Source organism: Nocardiopsis synnemataformans (assembly GCF_965343085.1).
In the GTDB taxonomy this organism is placed as follows: Bacteria; Actinomycetota; Actinomycetes; order Streptosporangiales; family Streptosporangiaceae; genus Nocardiopsis; species Nocardiopsis alborubida.
This window is the reverse complement of sequence record NZ_CBDRFA010000009.1, coordinates 102,821-119,656: the sequence shown is the minus strand read 5'-3', so window position 1 is coordinate 119,656 and position 16,836 is coordinate 102,821. Positions and strand designations below refer to the sequence as shown.

14 protein-coding genes are annotated in these 16,836 nt (G+C 73.2%); 6 read left to right on the top strand and 8 right to left on the bottom strand.

Annotated elements, in window-relative coordinates:
• The first annotated feature begins 115 nt into the window (after window positions 1-115).
• Window positions 116-817 (top strand): FadR/GntR family transcriptional regulator, encoded by a 702-nt coding sequence (locus ACSIH6_RS07470; protein ID WP_435107487.1) that lies wholly within the window; start codon window positions 116-118, stop codon window positions 815-817.
• A gap of 282 nt (window positions 818-1,099) precedes the next feature.
• Here the strand turns inward: ACSIH6_RS07470 and ACSIH6_RS07465 are convergent, their stop codons facing one another.
• Complete coding sequence (locus ACSIH6_RS07465; RefSeq protein WP_435107521.1) at window positions 1,100-1,852, bottom strand: RraA family protein; 753 nt, start codon at window positions 1,850-1,852, stop codon at window positions 1,100-1,102.
• Between the two features lie 254 nt (window positions 1,853-2,106).
• Window positions 2,107-3,015, bottom strand: a complete 909-nt coding sequence (locus tag ACSIH6_RS07460) for an Lrp/AsnC family transcriptional regulator (protein ID WP_435107486.1) — start codon at window positions 3,013-3,015, stop codon at window positions 2,107-2,109.
• A gap of 493 nt (window positions 3,016-3,508) precedes the next feature.
• Here ACSIH6_RS07460 and ACSIH6_RS07455 point away from each other — a divergent pair, with 493 nt between their 5' ends.
• From ACSIH6_RS07455 to ACSIH6_RS07445, 3 genes are all read left to right on the top strand, one after another.
• Window positions 3,509-5,044 carry an LCP family protein gene (locus ACSIH6_RS07455; protein ID WP_435107485.1) on the top strand — a complete coding sequence of 512 codons (1,536 nt, stop codon included), beginning with the start codon at window positions 3,509-3,511 and terminating at the stop codon, window positions 5,042-5,044.
• 127 nt (window positions 5,045-5,171) lie between these two features.
• A complete protein-coding gene (locus tag ACSIH6_RS07450) occupies window positions 5,172-5,885 on the top strand; it encodes a cell wall anchor protein (protein WP_435107484.1) in 714 nt (237 codons plus the stop codon).
• Between the two features lie 153 nt (window positions 5,886-6,038).
• Window positions 6,039-6,827 carry a VldE C-terminal domain-containing protein gene (locus tag ACSIH6_RS07445; RefSeq protein WP_435107483.1) on the top strand — a complete coding sequence of 263 codons (789 nt, stop codon included), beginning with the start codon at window positions 6,039-6,041 and terminating at the stop codon, window positions 6,825-6,827.
• A 58-nt stretch (window positions 6,828-6,885) separates the two neighbouring features.
• On the opposite strand, the gene ACSIH6_RS07440 is transcribed toward ACSIH6_RS07445, so the two are convergent.
• Window positions 6,886-7,095, bottom strand: coding sequence for a dodecin (locus ACSIH6_RS07440; protein WP_013152455.1), 210 nt, complete (start codon window positions 7,093-7,095; stop codon window positions 6,886-6,888).
• Between the two features lie 546 nt (window positions 7,096-7,641).
• Here ACSIH6_RS07440 and ACSIH6_RS07435 point away from each other — a divergent pair.
• Entirely contained in the window at window positions 7,642-7,851 is a 210-nt protein-coding gene (locus tag ACSIH6_RS07435; protein ID WP_013152454.1) for a hypothetical protein, read from the top strand.
• Between the two features lie 128 nt (window positions 7,852-7,979).
• On the opposite strand, the gene ACSIH6_RS07430 is transcribed toward ACSIH6_RS07435, so the two are convergent.
• Both ACSIH6_RS07430 and mobA read right to left on the bottom strand, forming a co-directional pair.
• On the bottom strand, window positions 7,980-11,681 hold the full coding sequence (locus ACSIH6_RS07430; protein ID WP_435107482.1) for a hypothetical protein: 3,702 nt from the start codon (window positions 11,679-11,681) through the stop codon (window positions 7,980-7,982).
• 136 nt (window positions 11,682-11,817) lie between these two features.
• Window positions 11,818-12,417 carry a molybdenum cofactor guanylyltransferase gene (gene mobA, locus ACSIH6_RS07425; protein ID WP_435107520.1) on the bottom strand — a complete coding sequence of 200 codons (600 nt, stop codon included), beginning with the start codon at window positions 12,415-12,417 and terminating at the stop codon, window positions 11,818-11,820.
• 120 nt (window positions 12,418-12,537) lie between these two features.
• On the opposite strand from mobA, the gene ACSIH6_RS07420 reads away from it, so the two are divergent.
• On the top strand, window positions 12,538-13,770 hold the full coding sequence (locus ACSIH6_RS07420) for an RNA-guided endonuclease InsQ/TnpB family protein (RefSeq protein WP_435107481.1): 1,233 nt from the start codon (window positions 12,538-12,540) through the stop codon (window positions 13,768-13,770).
• 77 nt (window positions 13,771-13,847) lie between these two features.
• Here ACSIH6_RS07420 and ACSIH6_RS07415 read toward each other — a convergent pair whose 3' ends face one another.
• The 3 genes from ACSIH6_RS07415 to moaA all read right to left on the bottom strand — a co-directional run bounded on the left by ACSIH6_RS07415 (window position 13,848) and on the right by moaA (window position 16,738).
• Entirely contained in the window at window positions 13,848-14,285 is a 438-nt protein-coding gene (locus tag ACSIH6_RS07415; protein ID WP_435107480.1) for a hypothetical protein, read from the bottom strand.
• Window positions 14,286-14,375: 90 nt separating this feature from the next.
• Window positions 14,376-15,563 (bottom strand): RtcB family protein, encoded by a 1,188-nt coding sequence (locus ACSIH6_RS07410; RefSeq protein WP_435107479.1) that lies wholly within the window; start codon window positions 15,561-15,563, stop codon window positions 14,376-14,378.
• Between the two features lie 167 nt (window positions 15,564-15,730).
• Entirely contained in the window at window positions 15,731-16,738 is a 1,008-nt protein-coding gene (gene moaA / locus ACSIH6_RS07405; protein WP_435107519.1) for a GTP 3',8-cyclase MoaA, read from the bottom strand.
• Window positions 16,739-16,836 lie beyond the last annotated feature (98 nt).

Sequence of the window (16,836 nt, the reverse complement as noted above, 5' to 3'; positions counted from 1 at the left end):
GCATTACCGTTCAAGGACAATTCCCGACCGTAACTGGTCTAAGCTCCGGCCTTAACCGTCCCGTACCTGTGCGCTGGCCCAGTCATCCGGCGACCCGCCCCTAGGAGGTATACGCGTGCCCCTCGCCTCGACACGCCGGACCGGTCTCGTCGACCAGGTCATCAGTCAGCTACGAGCACAGATCGACTCGGGCGAGTGGGGCGTGGGCGACCGCATCCCCACCGAGTCGGAGCTCTCCGAGCAGCTTGAGGTGGGCCGCAACACCGTCCGCGAGGCGGTCCGCGCCCTGGCCCACGCCGGACTGCTGGAGATCCGACAGGGGGCGGGCACCTTCGTGCGGGCCTCCAGCGAGCTCGGCGGCGCCCTGCGGCGCCGTCTGGAGCGCTCCCGCCTGAGGGAGAACCTGGAGGTGCGCCGCGCGCTGGAGGTGGAGGCGGCCCGGCTGGCCGCGCTGCGCCACAGCGACGAGGACATGGCCGACATCGACCGCGCCATGGCGCTGCGGGAGGCCGCCTGGCGCGAGCGCGACATGGGCGCGTTCGTGGAGGCGGACTTCACGTTCCACCGCGCGGTGGTCAACGCCACCCACAACACCCTGTTGATCGACCTGTACGACGACATCGCGCAGGTGGTGTACGCGAGCATCGCGCACACGGCCTACGAGCAGGGCGACGAGGCCACCGCCCGGCCCTCCTCGGCCACCGACGGCGTGGACCACTCCAAGCTGACCGAGGCGATCCGCGGCGCCGACGCGGCCGGGGCCGCGCGGGAGGCCACCTGCTACATCGACGAGCTGCTCTCGCTCACCGAGGACTGAGCGGCCCGCGTCGGACCCGGTCCTGCCAAGCGGCGCGCCAGCGGCCCGGGAGCGTTCCCACGCGTTTCCGGGCCGATGCGCGCACACCGGGTTCCAGCGGCCGCGGAGGGGCCTGGACGGGTTCCGGGGCCCTCACGGAACCGTGCCCGGCACGCACCGGGCCCCAGCCGCCGTGGAGGGGCCTGCGCCCGGCCCCGGCGTGCGCCGCGCGACCGTGCGGCTCTGGGGACGGCGAAACACCCTCCGACGCCGGTCCGACCGTCCCTGGACGGCTCCTCGGGCTCACTCCCAGGGGTCGCCCACGGCGGAGCGCGGCGAGGTCCGCGAACGCGCCGGGGAGTGCCCCTCGGCGCCGCGGGCGGCGGTGTCGCGGAGGGTGCCCAGGGTCCGCGAGCGCCCCGGGCGCCGGGAGCGGTGCTCGGAGCGGTCCTCCCAGCCCGCGACGCGCGAGGGGTCCAGGCCGAGCAGGTCCAGGGTGCTCTCCCCCGCGTAGACGGCGTCGATGATCTCGCGTTCGCGCGAGACGCTGTCCACGGTCGCGGCGATGATGGAGCCGACCTGCCCCCGGGGCAGGCACACCACGCCGTCGTCGTCGGCGACGATCCAGTCGCCCCGGCGCACCGGAAGGGGTGCGGGGCCGCCCGGCGTCATGCTGATCTGGCGGCCCACCGAGCCGCCCGCCTCGTGCGCGGCCTCGCGCACCGCGACCCCGGCCCCGAACACCGGCAGCGCGCACCGGGCGATGGCCGCGATGTCGCGGACGCAGCCGTCCAGGACGATGCCCGTGACCCCGCGGGTGCTGGCGGCCACGGCGAGGATCTCGTCGACGTAGCCGTACTCGGCCTCCCCAGCGACGTCCACCACGAGGGCGGAGCCGGGAGGAGCCTGGGCCACCGCGACGTGGATGGCGAGGTTGTCCCCCGGCGTGCAGCGGACCGGGAAGGCGGTCGCCGCGAAGGCGGCCCCCGGCCAGACGGAGAACAGGTGCGTCCCGAACGGCCTGCCGCCGCACCGCGCGAGCGCCACCGTGCCCACAGCCGTCAACGTATCCGCCAGTGCCACGTCAGCCTCCCACTACACCCGCGCCCGGTGCGGCCGGTACGGACCGACCCCTTCCCATACTCACGGGTAACTTAAGCGTGACGCAAGCCATGCACGCGGGAAACACATAAAAATGCTACCGCTGGTTACAGATACGGACGGAGAAGCCGCCAGCGCCTACCCAGCGTGCCCGCCGCCCCGGACGGCCCTCCCGCCTCCCGCGTAACCAACCTCTCAGGTCAATACACCTAGGGCGCGACCCACTCCAGGGGGCGCTCGCCCCCCTTGCGCTCCTTGCGCACCGACAGGTGGTCCCAGGACTCCACGTAGCCGACCCCCGGGGTGGCGCGCACCCCCTCCAGGGCCTCCACCAGCTGGCAGCGGTCGGGCGCGGTGAGGGTGCCGATGACGTCGTAGCGCCCGAAACCGCTGGCCAGGAAGGAGATCCTGGGCATGTTCGCCAGCGCGGCCCCCAGCAGCTCGGCGTCGCCCCGGCAGCGCAGGCCGAAGCCCAGCCGCTCGTTGGCCCCCACCGCCGTGGGCTCCACCAGCGCGGTCACGTGCACCACTCCGGAGTCGAGCAGCCGCACCACCCGCGAGCGGGCCGCGGCCTGTGACAGGCCCACCTGGCGGGCGAGGTCCGCGTAGGAGGACCTGCCGTCCCTGAGCAGCTGCCGGACCAGGCGCCAGTCCAGGGCGTCCAGTTCGATGTCGCGCAGCTCCCGGACGCTGCTGTGGGCGTCCTTGAACACGGAGTTGGCGCGGAAGACCTCCGCGCCGTCCACTCCCGGCAGCGCGCGCAGCTCGGAGAGCTCCTTGGTCAGGGCGGCGTCGTCGGCCACCCGCACCTGCGCCACGGCCGGGAACCGCCCGGCCGCGTGCGCGGCGAAGGTCACCGCCTCCCTCTCCCCCAACGCGTCCAGCATCGGTCCCACGGGGCCGCTGACGCGGAACGACACGTGGCTGAGGACCTCCATTCCCACGACTCCGGCGTGCAGCACCCCGACGATCCTGATCGCCCCGGACTGCACGAGCTGGCGCACTCTGGCGCGTACCGCTGTCCTCGACAGACCGACCCCGTCGGCCAGTGCCTGGAACGTCGCTCTGCCGTCCCCTTGCAGCGCGCGCATGAGCGCGGTGTCAACCGCATCGAGCACGATGGCTTGCCTTTCATTCCCATGACGCCGCCCTTCCCCCGGACGACGCCCCCTCCTGCGGCCAGATCATCGCAGCTGCGGCGTGCGCGCACTACTGATCGCCAAAGAAATCGGTCGATCTCCCCCTTTGGCCGCGACAGAGGGGGTGGCCAATACCCCATCAGCCGCGTGCGAGACACATAACAGACTTGTATAGAACATCCCTCATGACTGAGTAGTGGTGCACACAAACTCGCGCAAAGCGCCACACTGAACTGTCGGGCCCGCACACGCACCCCACGGGCTCCCCACGCCCGGAGGAGGACGGCCCGCGCGGTACGTCCGGAGAGCACGGGTCCCACCCGCAGGGGAACAAGATGACCCTTCTCTGGCATGTACACAACAGGGGTTTCGGACACGAGACCGAGCCCGCTGCGTGGCGCCGCACGGCGACCGCGACGGGAACGGCGAGGACAACGGGGCGGTCCGCCCCGCGGCTGGAGAGGAACCACCGGTGACAGCGGAGGACGATCAGCGGGACGAGGCGCCCGCGCGCCCGGGTACGGGCCGGGCGCTGCTGTGGACCGCGGCGTCGGTTCCCCTTCCCGGGCTGGCCCACCTGCGGATGCGCCGCAGGGTCGCGGGCGCGGTGATCCTGGGGGTGTACCTGGCCGGGATCCTGGGTCTGGTCGTGTGGGTGTGGCGGCTGGGCACCGACGAGGCGAACACCATGACGCGGCTGGCCACCATGGCGCTACAGGATCGGTGGCTGCTGGGCGCCATGGGCGTGGTGTTCGTCGTGGCGGTGCTGTGGTTGACGGTGATCGTGCACTCCTGGGTGATCACCCGGCCCGCGGGGGCGCCCCGGGGCTCGCGAGTGCTCGGCGCGGCCGTGGTCCTGCTGCTGTGCCTGACCGTCGCGGCGCCCTCGGCGCTGGCCCTGCACGGCGGCTACACGGCGTACCAGACGCTGAACAACGTCTTCCACGCCGACGAGGACCCCCTCATGCCCCCGCACGACGAGGCCGACCCCTGGAACGGCCAGGAGCGGGTCAACGTGCTGCTGATCGGCTCGGACTCGGCGGACAACCGCTACGGGGTGCGCACCGACAGCATGATGGTGGCCAGCATGGACACCGGGACCGGCGACACCGTGCTGGTGGGGCTGCCGCGCAACCTGGAGAACGTGCACTTCCCCGAGGACAGCGCCCTGGCCGAGCGCTACCCCGAGCCCTACGGCTTCGACCTGCTGCTCAACGACGTGTACCAGACGGTGGCCGAGGAGCCCGAGGAGCTGGCGCTCAACCCGGACGCGGCCGACCCCTCCGCCGACACCCTCAAGAAGGTCATCGGGTACAACCTCGACCTGGAGATCGGCTACTACGCGATGGTCGACATGATGGGCTTCCGCGACCTGATCGACGCCATCGGCGGCGTGGAGGTGTTCATCGAGGAGCCGATCCCCTACGGCGTACACGGCGGGGTGCTGGAGCCGGGCCTGCGCCGCCTCGACGGCCACGACGCGCTCTGGTACGGCCGCTCGCGGACCAACAGCGACGACTACGGCCGGATGGGCCGCCAGGGCTGCCTGATCAAGTACGTGGCCGAGCAGGTCGACCCGATGACCGTCCTGACGAGCTACCGCAGGCTCGCGGGCGCCACGGAGCGCACCCTGAGCACGGACATCCCCCAGGCCAAGGTGCCCGCGTTCGTCGACCTGGCCGACACGGTCACCGACAGCGGGAGCATGAGCACGTTCCAGCTCTCGCCGCCCCAGGTCAACACGGCCAACCCGGACTGGGAACAGGTCAAGGCCCTGGTAGCCGAGGCCATCGCCGGGGGGAACCCCGCGGGCGACGACGTGACCGAGGAGGCCTCCGACGCCCCCGCCGAGGAGGAGTCCGCCGAGCCCTCCGAGCCGGCTGGGTCCCCGGAGGACGACGGGCTGACCGAGTGGCAGGAGTACACCGGCCTCGACGAGGAGGAGCCCGACGAGCCGGGCCGCCAGGTGGGCGCGGAGCCCAGCAACCTGGAGGCCCTGTGCCCCTGACCGGGTGCTGAACCCGGTGCGCGGCCCCCGCTCCCCCGCGGGGGCCGCGCGCAATCCCCCGTGACCGGTGTCGGTCAGAGGGACGCGGACCGTTGCGGGTCGCTCACCGCCGTGTGACTCTGACGCGGTGACCCCCGCGCAGATCTGGACCCTCGTCGCGTTGGGCGCCTTCCACGGCCTACACCCGGGCATGGGCTGGCTGCTGGCCGTGACCCGCGGCCTCCAGGAGGGCGGTCGCGCCGAGGTGCTGCGGTCGCTGCCCGCCATCGCCGCCGGGCACGCCGCGAGCGTGGCGGTGGCGGCCGTGGCCGTCACCGTCACCGGCTCGGTCACCGCATCGGTGCTCTTTCCGGTGGCGGGCGGCACGCTGATCGTTCTGGTGGGGCTGGTGATGCTGCTGACGCGTCGGCACTTCCACTGGCGCGAGGTGCGGCTGCCGCTGTGGCAGCTGTCGGCGTGGTCGTTCCTGATGTCGTCGGCGCACGGCGCGGGGCTGATGCTGATGCCGGTTCTGGCGGGCCAGCTCACGCACACGCACTCCGGCGGGGACGAGCACGGCGGACACGGCGCCTCCGCGGAGGAAGCAGCGACGACGGGGGGCGCGGCGGCGGGCGGGGCGGCGGCCGAGGGGGCCTGGACCCTCTGGGACGCGACGCTGGTCGGCCTGGCCGCGACCGGCGTGCACACGCTGGCGATGCTGGCCGCGGCGGGGGTCGCGGCGCTGCTCGCGCACGACTTCCTGGGGGTGCACGCGCTGCGCTGGCGCGGCGTGACCATGGACCGGATCTGGGCGCTGACCCTGGTCCTGGGCGGGCTGTTCGTCCTGTGGTCGATCCGGTGACCTGCGGCGACGGGCCTCGGGGACGGTAGATCCGCCCCGACGGGGAAAAATGTCCTCGGTGCCGGAAACCCGGGGGTCCCCCCGGGAGTTGACTCTCTGGGAAACGCGCCGGCGGCGACAGCGCTGCCCGGCACGAACACGGAGGAGCAGGGCATGACACACAGCAGATCGCGGCCCGAGCGCCGGTGGACCGGCGTGCTCATGGCCGTGGCCGTTCTGTTGGTGCTGGCCGTCATCGCCGTCGTGAGCGCGCGCTGGGTGGCGCGCAACACCGACCTGTTCCCCGCCTCGACGCCCTGGGGCCCGGAGTGCTCGGTGTGGACGGGTGAGGTGCACGTCCGCCTGGACCGGGACCAGGCCCGGCGGGCGACCACCGCGGCCGCCGTCGCCGTGCAGGGCGACAGCGCCCCGATCGGGGCGCCCGACACCGGCGACATCCCCGAGCCGGTGATGACGCTGCTGGAGGAGGGCCCCGAGGGGGACGCCGGGCCCTCGCTGACCTGCCGCTCCACCAAGAACCCCGACCTGGAGGTGCAGGAGGAGCTGGAGCCCTCGGGCCTGAAGCCGCGCGCCCAGCACCTGCTGGAGGGCATGGAGGAGCACTTCTCCGGTCTGAGCCTGGGCGGCTACCAGCCGGGCGGCTTCGACACCGGCCACGGCGACGACTCGGCGCACTACGACGGCCGCGCGATCGACGTCTTCTACCGGCCGGTCAACGAGGACAACCGCCGCGCGGGGTGGGTGATGGCGCACTGGCTGATCGCGCACGCCCCGGACTACGAGATCGACGTGATCATCTTCGACGACCGGATCTGGAGCACGAGCTTCCCGTCGCTGGGGTGGCGCGACTACGAGGCCGACCCGGGCAACGAGATCCTGCGCCACCTGGACCACGTGCACGTGGACGTGCAGCGCGGGCGGGAGGCCCCCGAGGGCGGGTGAGGCGGGCGCGGCCACGGCGGACACGGGCCCCGTGACCGCGGCCGCCCGTCCTCATTCCTCATTCCTCCAGGCGGAAGCCCACCTTGAGGCCCACCTGGAAATGGGCGACGTCGCCCTCCTCGATGTGGCCGCGTATCTCGGTGACCTCGAACCAGTCGAGTCCGCGCAGCGTGGCCGAGGCGCGGTCGATGCCGTTGCGGATGGCCTGGTCGATCCCCTGCGGCGAGGTTCCGACGATCTCCGTGACGCGGTAGGTGTTGTGGGACATGTGGGACCCCCTGCGTAGTCGGTTCTCGGCCGCGCGGAGCGCGACCCCCCGTTTCCTGCCTCCCCGTAATCCCCCGGAGCCACACGGAGCCCTCCCGGCGCACCCGCCTCGCACCGGCGCGGAGGGACCGGGCGCTTTGCCGTTCGCGGGGGCCCGTGGGACACGCGGTTGGGTCCCCCTTGACCCGGTGATCGTGGCCCGCGGGCCAGATGTTATGGGCGAAATGCCAGGTGAGTACTGATATGGGACTTAGGGCCCCGTATCGGCGGAACTCTCCCGAGACAACGTCGTAACTGACTCTTGACGTACACCGGGGGGCATCGGTGTACATTGGGTTCTAGCGCTTCGGTCCCCCGTCGAAGCGCGGGAGCGGTGTTCCGAGCCCCCGTTGGAACATCGCCTGCGACGCCGGGTGGTTTGCCCCCGTAACCACCCGGCGTCGCCTTGTGTCCGGCCCCGGGCCGCCCGCGCGGGCGGCCGGAGGCGAAGACCCGAACGTGCCCGTGGCTTGACCATGGAGGCAGTTTCCCGGCTTGGGGGTCAGCATTGGGTAAACCGGCGGAGACACAGTGCTCGCGGCGCGGGTGCCGCGCCGAGGCGACGTGGGCTTTGGTGTGGAACAACCCCAAACTGCACACCCCGGACCGCCGCAAGGTGTGGACGGCCTGCGACGAGCACCGCGAGTACCTGTCCTCCTTCCTGGACATGCGCGGGTTCCTGCGCGAGACCGTCCCCATGGACGAGTTCGAGGGCTGACCCGCTGGCGGAACCCGTCGTCCGGGCACGGAGGCGGCGGTTCCGAGGCCGGTGGGAGCCTCCGGAGCGGGGAGCGCCTCCCGGGCGGGAACGGCCGGAGACCGCGCCTTCCCCGCCCGGAGGAGTCGCTACACCACCATCCGCCAGGCCGCGGCGCGCACCCTCTCGTGGCCGAGGTCGCCCGCGCGGGAGAGCAGCCGCGGCCAGGGCCCGTCCCAGTCGGCCTCGTCGCCCGCCCCCTTCACCAGGCGCAGGCCCAGGAGGGCCGCCGTCTCCCCCGCCGCGCCCTGTGTCGCCGAGGCCGCGCCGAACAGTCGGCGCACCACCGCCTCCAGCACCCGCGGCTCGACCCCCGAACGGCGGTAGGTGCCCCGGAACGGCTGGAGGAGCCGGTTCGGATCTCCCTGGTCGAAGGGCTCACGGGCCAGCAGGTGGGCACCGGCAAGGAGCAGGTCCGCCAGCTCACGGACCGACGGGTCCCCTTCCGGGGGCGCACACGCGACCGCGATCCTGCGTTGAACGAGGAAGAGCGCCTCCGGGGCGTACTCCTCCCGGGTTCCGAGCAGGCCGAGCACCGCGTCCACCTGCTCCTCCAGTACGGGATCCCGGTCCCCGCTCTCCGACATCCGGTTCTGGAGGAGCCCGACCAGTCTCTTCACCCTCCGGTGGGCGGAGTCCTCCGACTTCCGGAGGGGGCCGCGCGCGGGCACCCCGTGCTCGGGTCGGGGGACGGCCGCCAGGAGCCGGGCCAGCATCCCGCTGATCCGGTCGGTCCCCCGTCCGTCCAGGAGCAGTTGCCCGAAGGCGCGGATCGCCCGCTCGCCGTCCCGGCCCATGTCGCACACGGCATCGGCCAACGCGTCCAGATTGTGGTCGGTCCAGGGCGCCCAACGGCTGGTCCACCCGGGGAACCGCCAGTGGTCGCGGGAGGGCTCCGGCAGCGAGGCCACCACCTGAGCGGCGCCCTCCCTCCGCGACGGCGGACAGGCCAGCGGAGAGATCTGCAACACGGCGAACTGGACCTCCACCCGTGTGAACCCGTGCGCGTTGCGGGCCAGGGCGGGCAGGGCCTCGGGATGGTCCAGCGCCCGCATGAGCGCGCCCGCCACGGCCGCGCGCACGTCCCGGTGCAGCCCGTCGCCGGTGTCCAGGACGCGGGCGAGGTGCTCGATCCCGCCGGGCGGGCGGTGGTGCTCCAGCAGCCGGGCCGCCGCCTTGCGGACGGTGACCTTGGCCGGGCCGTCCAGGACCCGGCACAGCGCCGGACCCAGGCGGGAGGGAGCGACGCCCTTCGCGCAGCGCGACAACGCCGGTCCGGCGGCCCGGGACCGGGGTCCGTCGGCGTGCGCCAGGACGAGGTCCAGGGCGCGGGCGGGCTCGTCGCAGCGGCCGAGGGCGCTCAGGGCGGCCTCGCGCAGGACGGTGTCGGGGCCGTCCAGGTAGGGGGTCAGCCGGTCGGCCGCGCCGGGCAGCGCGCCCAGACCGCGCAGGGCGCGCTCACGGTCGTCGATCGCCTGGGAGGGGTCGTCGGCGATCCCCGCCAGGTGGTCGGCGGCCCGGGCACACAGTTCCTCCGGCCAGTCCCGGACGGTCCGCCGGTCGAGGACGGGCACCCACGCGCCCGCGTCGGCGGCGCGGTGCTCCCCGACGGCGTCGAAGGCGGTGCGGAGCGCGGACGGCTCGGCGTGGCGGACGAGGAGGCTCCACACCCGGGGGACGCGGGCCGCGGAGGGGTCGGCGTCGAACAGCGCCCGTGCGTCGGCGCGAGCGCCGGGACCGGTCAGGTACAGCTCCGCCGCCTCGCGCGCGGTGGCCTCGGTCTCCGCCGTGGTGAGGGCTCCGGTGCCGGTGTACCGGAGGCCGGAGGAGTCGGTGGTGCCCTCGGTTCCGGTGGGAGCCACGGCGCCCCTGAGGTTGGAAGGGCCTGTGGTGTTCACGGAACCGGTGGTGGACGTGTCGTGGCCGAGGGCGGCAGCCAGGTGCTCGCGCAGTTCCGGAACGCCGTGTGCGCGGCGGCCGAGTTCGCGGGCCAGGGCGACCGCGGGGGCGAGGTCGCCCCGGGCGCGGGCGTCGTCGAGCGCCGGGGCCAGGCGCCGGTACAGCTCCCGTTCCAGCCCCCGGGGCAGCACCTGGTCCAGGGCGGGGTCCAGGGCGGCCCGGGCGGCCCAGCGGCGCGGCGCGCTCCACCACGGGGGACGCGAGCGCGGACGGCCCCGCTCGCCCAGTCCCCGCGCGCCAAAGCGCGCGACCAGGCCGGTGTAGGCCTCCAGCGCCCAGTCCGTCGCCTCCGCGTTCTGCCGGGTCAGAGGGTGGCGCAGCAGGGCGGCGGCCAGGTCGCGCAGGGCTCGGCGGGTGTCGGCCGAGGTGTCGCGTGAGCCCAGGGTGTCGGCGAGCAGGCGGTGCAGGGCGGGCAGGGACGCCCGCGCGAGCAGCGGAGGGGAGACCCGGGAGAGGGCGCACAGCAGGGAGCGGCGGACCGGGTCGCGTTCGGCACGGGAGCGCTCGGCGCGCTCGGTGAGCACGCGGGCCAGCAGGCGCGGGTCGCCGGTGCGGGCGGTGGCCTCCACCAGCCGGGCCAGGCCGCGCGCACGGCGGTCGGGATCTCCGGCCGAGGCGGCCTCCTCCAGCGGTCCGGCCGCCTCCCCGTAGGGCAGGTGGGCGATCGCGTCCAGGTCCTTGTCGGGGTCGCCGTAGCGGGTGCTGCGGCTCTGGAAGGCGGTGACCTCCGCCAGTGCGCGACGGGCCTCGGCCTCGGCGCGGTCGCGGGGAAGCAGGTCCAGGTAGGGCAGCAGGAGCAGTGCCCCGTAGCCGTCCCCGCGCCGGGCGATGCGGTCCAGGTGGGCGGTGCGCACGGGCAGGGGCATGGCTCTCAGGACGGGCAGCACCTCCGCGGGGGTGTGTCTGGCATGCCTGGACAGGCGGCGGATGTCGCGGGTGCCGCCGGGACCGGCGGGATAGCGGGTGGAGTAGTGGCGTTCGTCGCCGTCGCGGTACAGCAGTCGGTGGGTGTGGGGGGCGAGGAGCGCGAGGCCCCGACGCTCCTCGCCGAGTTCCCGGAGCAGGGTTCCGAGCTCGGCCGGTCGGACGGGGTCGAGCGCCTGGAGGACGCGCCTCAGGTCGGGGAGTCGCTCGAACGTCCACCCGCCCCGGGCGTGCGCCTCCCGGAGCAGGTCCAGGAGGGCGTCGGGGTGGCGTCGGGCCAGCCGCCGCCAGGAGCGCACGGCGTGGCGGAGGCCGGGCAGGTGCGCGGCGACCTGCGCGGGTGAGCACGCGGGCAGGAGGGCGGCTGCCTCGGCGTCGCCGTACTCCGCGCGCACGCGGGACAGGAGGGAGTCGGCGAGGCCGGTGCGCCGCGCGTGGTAGAGGGTCCGGTAGAGGGCCCGGCGCAGACCGGTGGGCGCGTCGTCCAGGACGGGCGGCACGGCCTGGTCGGGCAGGGAGGGCTCACGGAGGGCGCACAGGGCGGCCCGGCGGAGTTCGGGGTCGGGTCCGGCGAGGTGCAGGGCGAGGGTGTCGGTGTCGCGCGCGGCCGCGGCCATGTGCACGGCGAGGCGTCCGCGGCCCGCGGTTTCGAGCTGCCGGAGGATCTCGGTGAGGTGGGGTGTGCCCGCGTGGTCGCGGGCGTAGAGCGCCAGAACGCGCATGCGCCGGGAGGCGGCGCGGTCCTCGACGGAGCGGAGGAGTGAGGTGGCCGACCCGTACGTCGGCGCGGTGGGGCTCAAAGGCCCGGGCGGGATCCGCCCTTCCTGATCGTCATGGCGGACATCATGGACCACCGCGGCGCGCTCGCGCAACCCTGAGGCGGTCCCCAGCCGGTCGTCGGCGCTCAAGCTCTCGGCGGCACCCAGCCCGTCACGGCACTCGACCGGTCAGCCATTTCCGTCCCGTCAGCGCCCCGACCGGTCAACGGCTCCCACTCGTCGGTGGTCCTCAGCCGGTCAGCGGTTCCCAGCCCGTCTGCGGCACTCAACCGGTCGGCGGCTCCAGGATCCGACGGGCGCGGTCGAGGTCGCCGGGGGTGTCGCAGTCGGCCACGGCCAGGTCGTCGGTCAAGGCCACCGTGCGAGGGGCGAGGGGGCCGAGCAGCCCGTACAGGGAGCGCCCCGGGTAGTCGGCGAGGGCGGCGCGCACGGCCTCGGTGCGCCACACGCCGGTGAGCCACTGCTCGCGCCCGGTGGAGTCCACGAACACCGCGCCCGCGCCGTCGGCGTCCTCGTCGGCGGCGGCGCGGAGGGCGGCCAGATGGCCGGGGTCCAGGTGGGGCAGGTCGGCGGCCAGCAGCGCGAACCGTGGGGTGCGCACGTGCGGCAGTCCGGCGCGCAGCGCGGGCACGGGGCCGGAGCCGGGCGGGTCCTCGCGGACGTAGAGCGCGCGGGGGCTCTCGCGGGGCGGGCCGACCACGATCACCCGGCCCCCGTCCCCCGCCCCGGCGTTGTGGGAGAGGACGGCGTCGGTGACCCGCTCCAGCAGGGTGCGTCCGGCCACGGACAGCCCGGGCTTGTCGACGCCGCCCATGCGGCGGGCCGCGCCCCCGGCGAGGACGACGGCGTCCAGGGTCTCGTTCATCTGTTTGTTGGGCGTGGACACCCCGTCCTTCAGGGCGGGGAGGAAACGCCCTCTCCTTTCTCGTGGCTTTCTGTTGGGTTCGGCTCACGCGGTCGCAGAGTGGTCGCTACGGTGTGTTCCATGACCAGGAAGAGCGTGAAGCGGGCGTTTCGGTACCGCTTCTATCCGACCGATGCGCAGGCGGCTGAGCTGCCGCGCACGTTCGGGTGCGTGCGCCTGGTCTACAACCGCGCCCTGGCCGAACGCACCGCCGCCTGGAACACCGAACAGCGGCGGCTCTCCTACACCGACTCCTCCGCGGCACTGACCGCCTGGAAGAAGAGCGAGGAGCTGTCCTTCCTCACCGAGGTCTCCTGCGTTCCGCTCCAGCAGACGCTGCGCCACCTGCACACCGCGTTCGGCAACTTCTTCGACCGGCGTGCGCGGTATCCGCGGTTCAAGTCGAAGAAGAGGTCCCGGGCCTCGGCGGAGTACACCCGGTCCGCGTTCCGCTACCGCGACGGCCAGCTCACTCTGGCCAAGATGGCTGATCCGCTCGACGTGGTGTGGTCGCGGCCCCTGCCCGAAGGAGCGCGCCCTTCGACGGTGACGGTCTCGCGTGAGGCGGCCGGGCGCTGGTTCGTGTCCCTGCTGTGCGAGGACACCATCACATCGACCCCGGCCGTCAACGACGCGGTGGGCGTGGACATGGGTGTGACGTCGCTGGTGGCGTTGTCCACGGGGGAGAAGGTGGCCAACCCCCGCCACGAGCAACGCGACCGCGCCAGGCTGGCCAAGGCACAGCGGGCGCTGGCCCGTAAGGCCAAGGGCAGCGCGAACCGGGACAGGGCCCGCCGCAAGGTGGCGCGGGTGCACGCCCGCATCACCGACCGCAGGCGCGACTTTTTGCACAAGCTCACTACTCGACTCGTCCGCGAGAACCAAGTGGTCGTGATCGAGGATGTGACGGTGAGCAATCTGGTCAGGAACCGGAGGCTGTCCCGGGCGATCTCGGACGCGGCCTGGCGTGAGCTGCGCACCATGCTGGAGTACAAGGCGCAGTGGCATGGGCGGGAGTTGGTCGTGGTGGACCGGTTCTTTCCCTCCTCCCGGCTGTGCTCGACGCCCGGGTGCGCCTACGTGCACGCGTCGTTGCCGTTGCGTGTACGGGAGTGGACGTGCCCCCACTGCGGGGTGACCCACGACCGCGATGTGAACGCGGCGAACAATCTCAGGGCCGCCGGGTTGGCGGCATCTGCCTGCGGAGCTGGTGTGAGACCTCAACGGGAGTCCTCCCGGACGGGGCGACCGGTGACGAAGCAGGAAGGCCACGGGGCGACCCGTGACGAGGCCCTGGCCTCGAACCACCGGTAGGTGGTTCCGGAATCTCCCGCCTTCAGGCAGGAGAGGAAGTCAAGGTCCCAGCATGGCCCACGGCGACGGCATCGCGCTCACCCCTCCGTCTCGGCGAGCCCGTCCATCACGTCGTCCAGGACGGCCCTGCGGTGGTCCATCGACATCAGCCGCAGCTCCTTGAGCGCGGGCGCGGTGTCCACGCTGGTGCCCTCCGAACCCCGCACCGTGCACACCCGCATGCAGTGCTGGGTGGGCTGGCGCCAGAAGTCGCGCTCGTCGACGGGGGCCATGCGGTAGACCGTGGCCGGGTACGGGACCGGCCTGCTCGGGGAGTACCAGTGCTGGGTGCGGGACAGCACGAACCCGATGAGGAGCGAGTCGAAGACGCCGCCGACGGCGAGATCGGTCAGGGCCTCGCGGTCCCCCTCCCGGCGGCACTCGTCGCAGCCGTCGAGTTCCGCCCGCAGCAGCCAGCGGGCGCGGGCGTGGCTCACCTCGGAGTTCTTGAGTTTGCTCGGGTGTCGGTGTCCCATGCAGGGAAGCGTACGCCGCTCCCGGGGCGCTGTCCGTACGGACGGAGCGCCCCGGGAGCGGAGGACGCGGGGCCCGGCCCGCACACCGCCTCAGCCCTTGACACACACCACCTGGCGCAGGTGGGCGACCACCTCGACCAGGTCGGCCTGGGCCTCGATCACCGCCTCCAGGTCCTTGTAGGCGGCGGGGATCTCGTCCACGACGCCCCGGTCCTTGCGGCACTCCACTCCCCTGGTCTGCTCGACCAGGTCGGCCTCGGTGAAGGTCCTGCGGGCCTTGTTCCGGCTCATCCGCCGTCCCGCCCCGTGCGAGGCGGAGTTGAACGAGGCCGGGTTGCCCAGTCCGCGCACGATGTAGGTTCCCGTCGCCATGGATCCGGGAATGATCCCCAGGTCGCCCGCACCGGCGCGGATGGCGCCCTTGCGGGTGACGAGCACGTCCACCCCGTCGTAGGTCTCCTCGGCCACGTAGTTGTGGTGGCAGGAGATCCACTGCTCGAAGCGGGTGCCAGGGACCTGTTCGGCCAGGGCCTGGCAGGCCAGGCCCATCATGACGTCGCGGTTGCGCCGCGCGTACTCCTGGGCCCAGAACAGGTCCCGGCGGTAGGCGTCCATCTCGGGCGTGCCGGTGACGAACACCGCCAGGTCGCGGTCGGGCAGGTCCTGGTTGTGCGGCAGCGTCTGGGCCCGCTCGATGTGGTGGGAGGCCAGCTCCTTGCCGATGTTGCGCGACCCGGAGTGCAGCACCAGCCACACGGCCCCGCCGTCGTCCAGGCACACCTCCAGGAAGTGGTTGCCGCCGCCGAGGGTGCCCATCTGGCGGAGGGCGCGCTCGCGGCGGGGGTGCACGGCGTCGGCCAGGGCGTCGAACCCCGCCCAGAAGCCGGACCAGTCGGCCTCACGCAGGGTGGGGACGGCCGCGGGGTCGACCGGTTCGTCGTGGGCGTGGTAGCCGACCGGGATCACCGCCTCCAGGGCGGAGCGCAGCCGCCGGAGGTCGTCGGGCAGGCGCTCGGCGGTCAGATCGGTGCGCACGGCGGTCATGCCGCAGCCGATGTCCACGCCGACGGCGGCGGGGCTGACCGCGTCGCGCATGGCGATGACCGATCCGACGGTGGCGCCCTTGCCGTAGTGCACGTCGGGCATGACGGCCAGACCGTGCACCCACGGCATGCGGGTGACGTTGCGCAGCTGTTCCATGGCCGCGGCCTCGACCTCGTCGGGCGCGGCCCACATGCGGATGGGGATGCGTTCCCCGGAAACCTCGGTGTAGGACATGTTCAAGCCACCTCCCTTTCCCGGCACGGCCTGTGGGGCCGTTCGTACGGGCACGTACGCGGTCGTGCCCCTGGACATCAAGCCAGAGCCGGTCGGAGGAGGCAACGGGTTTTAGGGCAGGGCGGGCGCGGGGTCCGGGCGCACCGGTGGCGTGCCGCGGCCGGGGTTCAGCCGCCGATGGCCGACATCGGCCGGGACGGCTGGAGGAAGCTGGGGTCGTTGATGCCGTGTCCGGGCAGCTTGGCGGACACGGCGGCGGTCCAGCTCCGGGCGATCTCCTCGTCGGTGGCGCCGCCCCGCAGCAGGGAGCGCAGGTCGGACTCCTCGCGGGCGAACAGGCAGTTGCGCACCTGTCCGTCGGCGGTGAGGCGGACGCGGTCGCAGGCGCCGCAGAAGGGCCGGGTGACCGATCCGATGACACCGACGGTGGCCTGCTCCCCGTTGGGGAAGCGGGCTCCGCGCACGTGGAAGAGCTCGGCGGGGGCGCTGCCGCGCGTGTCGGCGTCGGCCGCGTCGAGCGTGAACTCGGTTTCGAGGTTGGCGAGGATCTCCTCGGCGGTGATCATGGTGTCGCGCCGCCAGCCGTGCTGGGCGTCGAGCGGCATCTGCTCGATGAACCGCAGCTCGTAGCCGTGCTCGACGCAGAAGCGCAGCAGGTCGGGGGCGTCGTCGTCGTTGACGCCGCGCATGAGCACCGCGTTGACCTTGACGGGGGTGAGCCCGGCCTCCGCGGCGCCCGCCAGGCCGTCGATGACGTCGTTGAGCCTGCGGCGGCGGGCGAGGGTCTCGAACACGTCGGGGCGCAGGGTGTCGAGGGAGACGTTGACTCGGTCGAGCCCGGCCTCGGCGAGGGCGGGGGCCATGCGGGCCAGTCCGATGCCGTTGGTGGTCAGGGCGGTGTGGGGGCGGGGCTCCAGCGCGGTCGTCCCTGCGACGAGGCCGGGCAGGCCGCGGCGAAGCAGGGGTTCTCCGCCGGTGAAGCGCACCTCGGTGATGCCGAGGTGGGTGACACCGATGCGGATGAGGCGCAGGAGTTCGTCGTCGGTGAGCAGTTCCGGCTTGGGCAACCACTCCAACCCCTCCGGCGGCATGCAGTAGGTACACCTGAGGTTGCAGCGGTCGGTGAGCGAGACCCGCAGGTCGGTCGCCACTCGTCCGTAGGAGTCGGCCAGCACGGGCGTCACCCTCTCCAGTCCGGGTTGTCGGGCGGTCCGTGTACGGAGGTGTACCCGGCCCGAGGGGTACCCATAGATAAGCGTAGAAGATCCCTTTA

Bases quoted from the DNA above. Each gene is read 5' to 3' on its own strand.
- mobA (WP_435107520.1), bottom strand. From the start codon at position 12,417: ATGAACGAGACCCTGGACGCCGTCGTCCTCGCCGGGGGCGCGGCCCGC.
- ACSIH6_RS07410 (WP_435107479.1), bottom strand. From the start codon at position 15,563: ATGTCCTACACCGAGGTTTCCGGGGAACGCATCCCCATCCGCATGTGG.
- ACSIH6_RS07440 (WP_013152455.1), bottom strand. From the start codon at position 7,095: ATGTCCCACAACACCTACCGCGTCACGGAGATCGTCGGAACCTCGCCG.
- ACSIH6_RS07420 (WP_435107481.1), top strand. From the start codon at position 12,538: ATGACCAGGAAGAGCGTGAAGCGGGCGTTTCGGTACCGCTTCTATCCG.
- ACSIH6_RS07415 (WP_435107480.1), bottom strand. From the start codon at position 14,285: ATGGGACACCGACACCCGAGCAAACTCAAGAACTCCGAGGTGAGCCAC.
- ACSIH6_RS07445 (WP_435107483.1), top strand. From the start codon at position 6,039: ATGACACACAGCAGATCGCGGCCCGAGCGCCGGTGGACCGGCGTGCTC.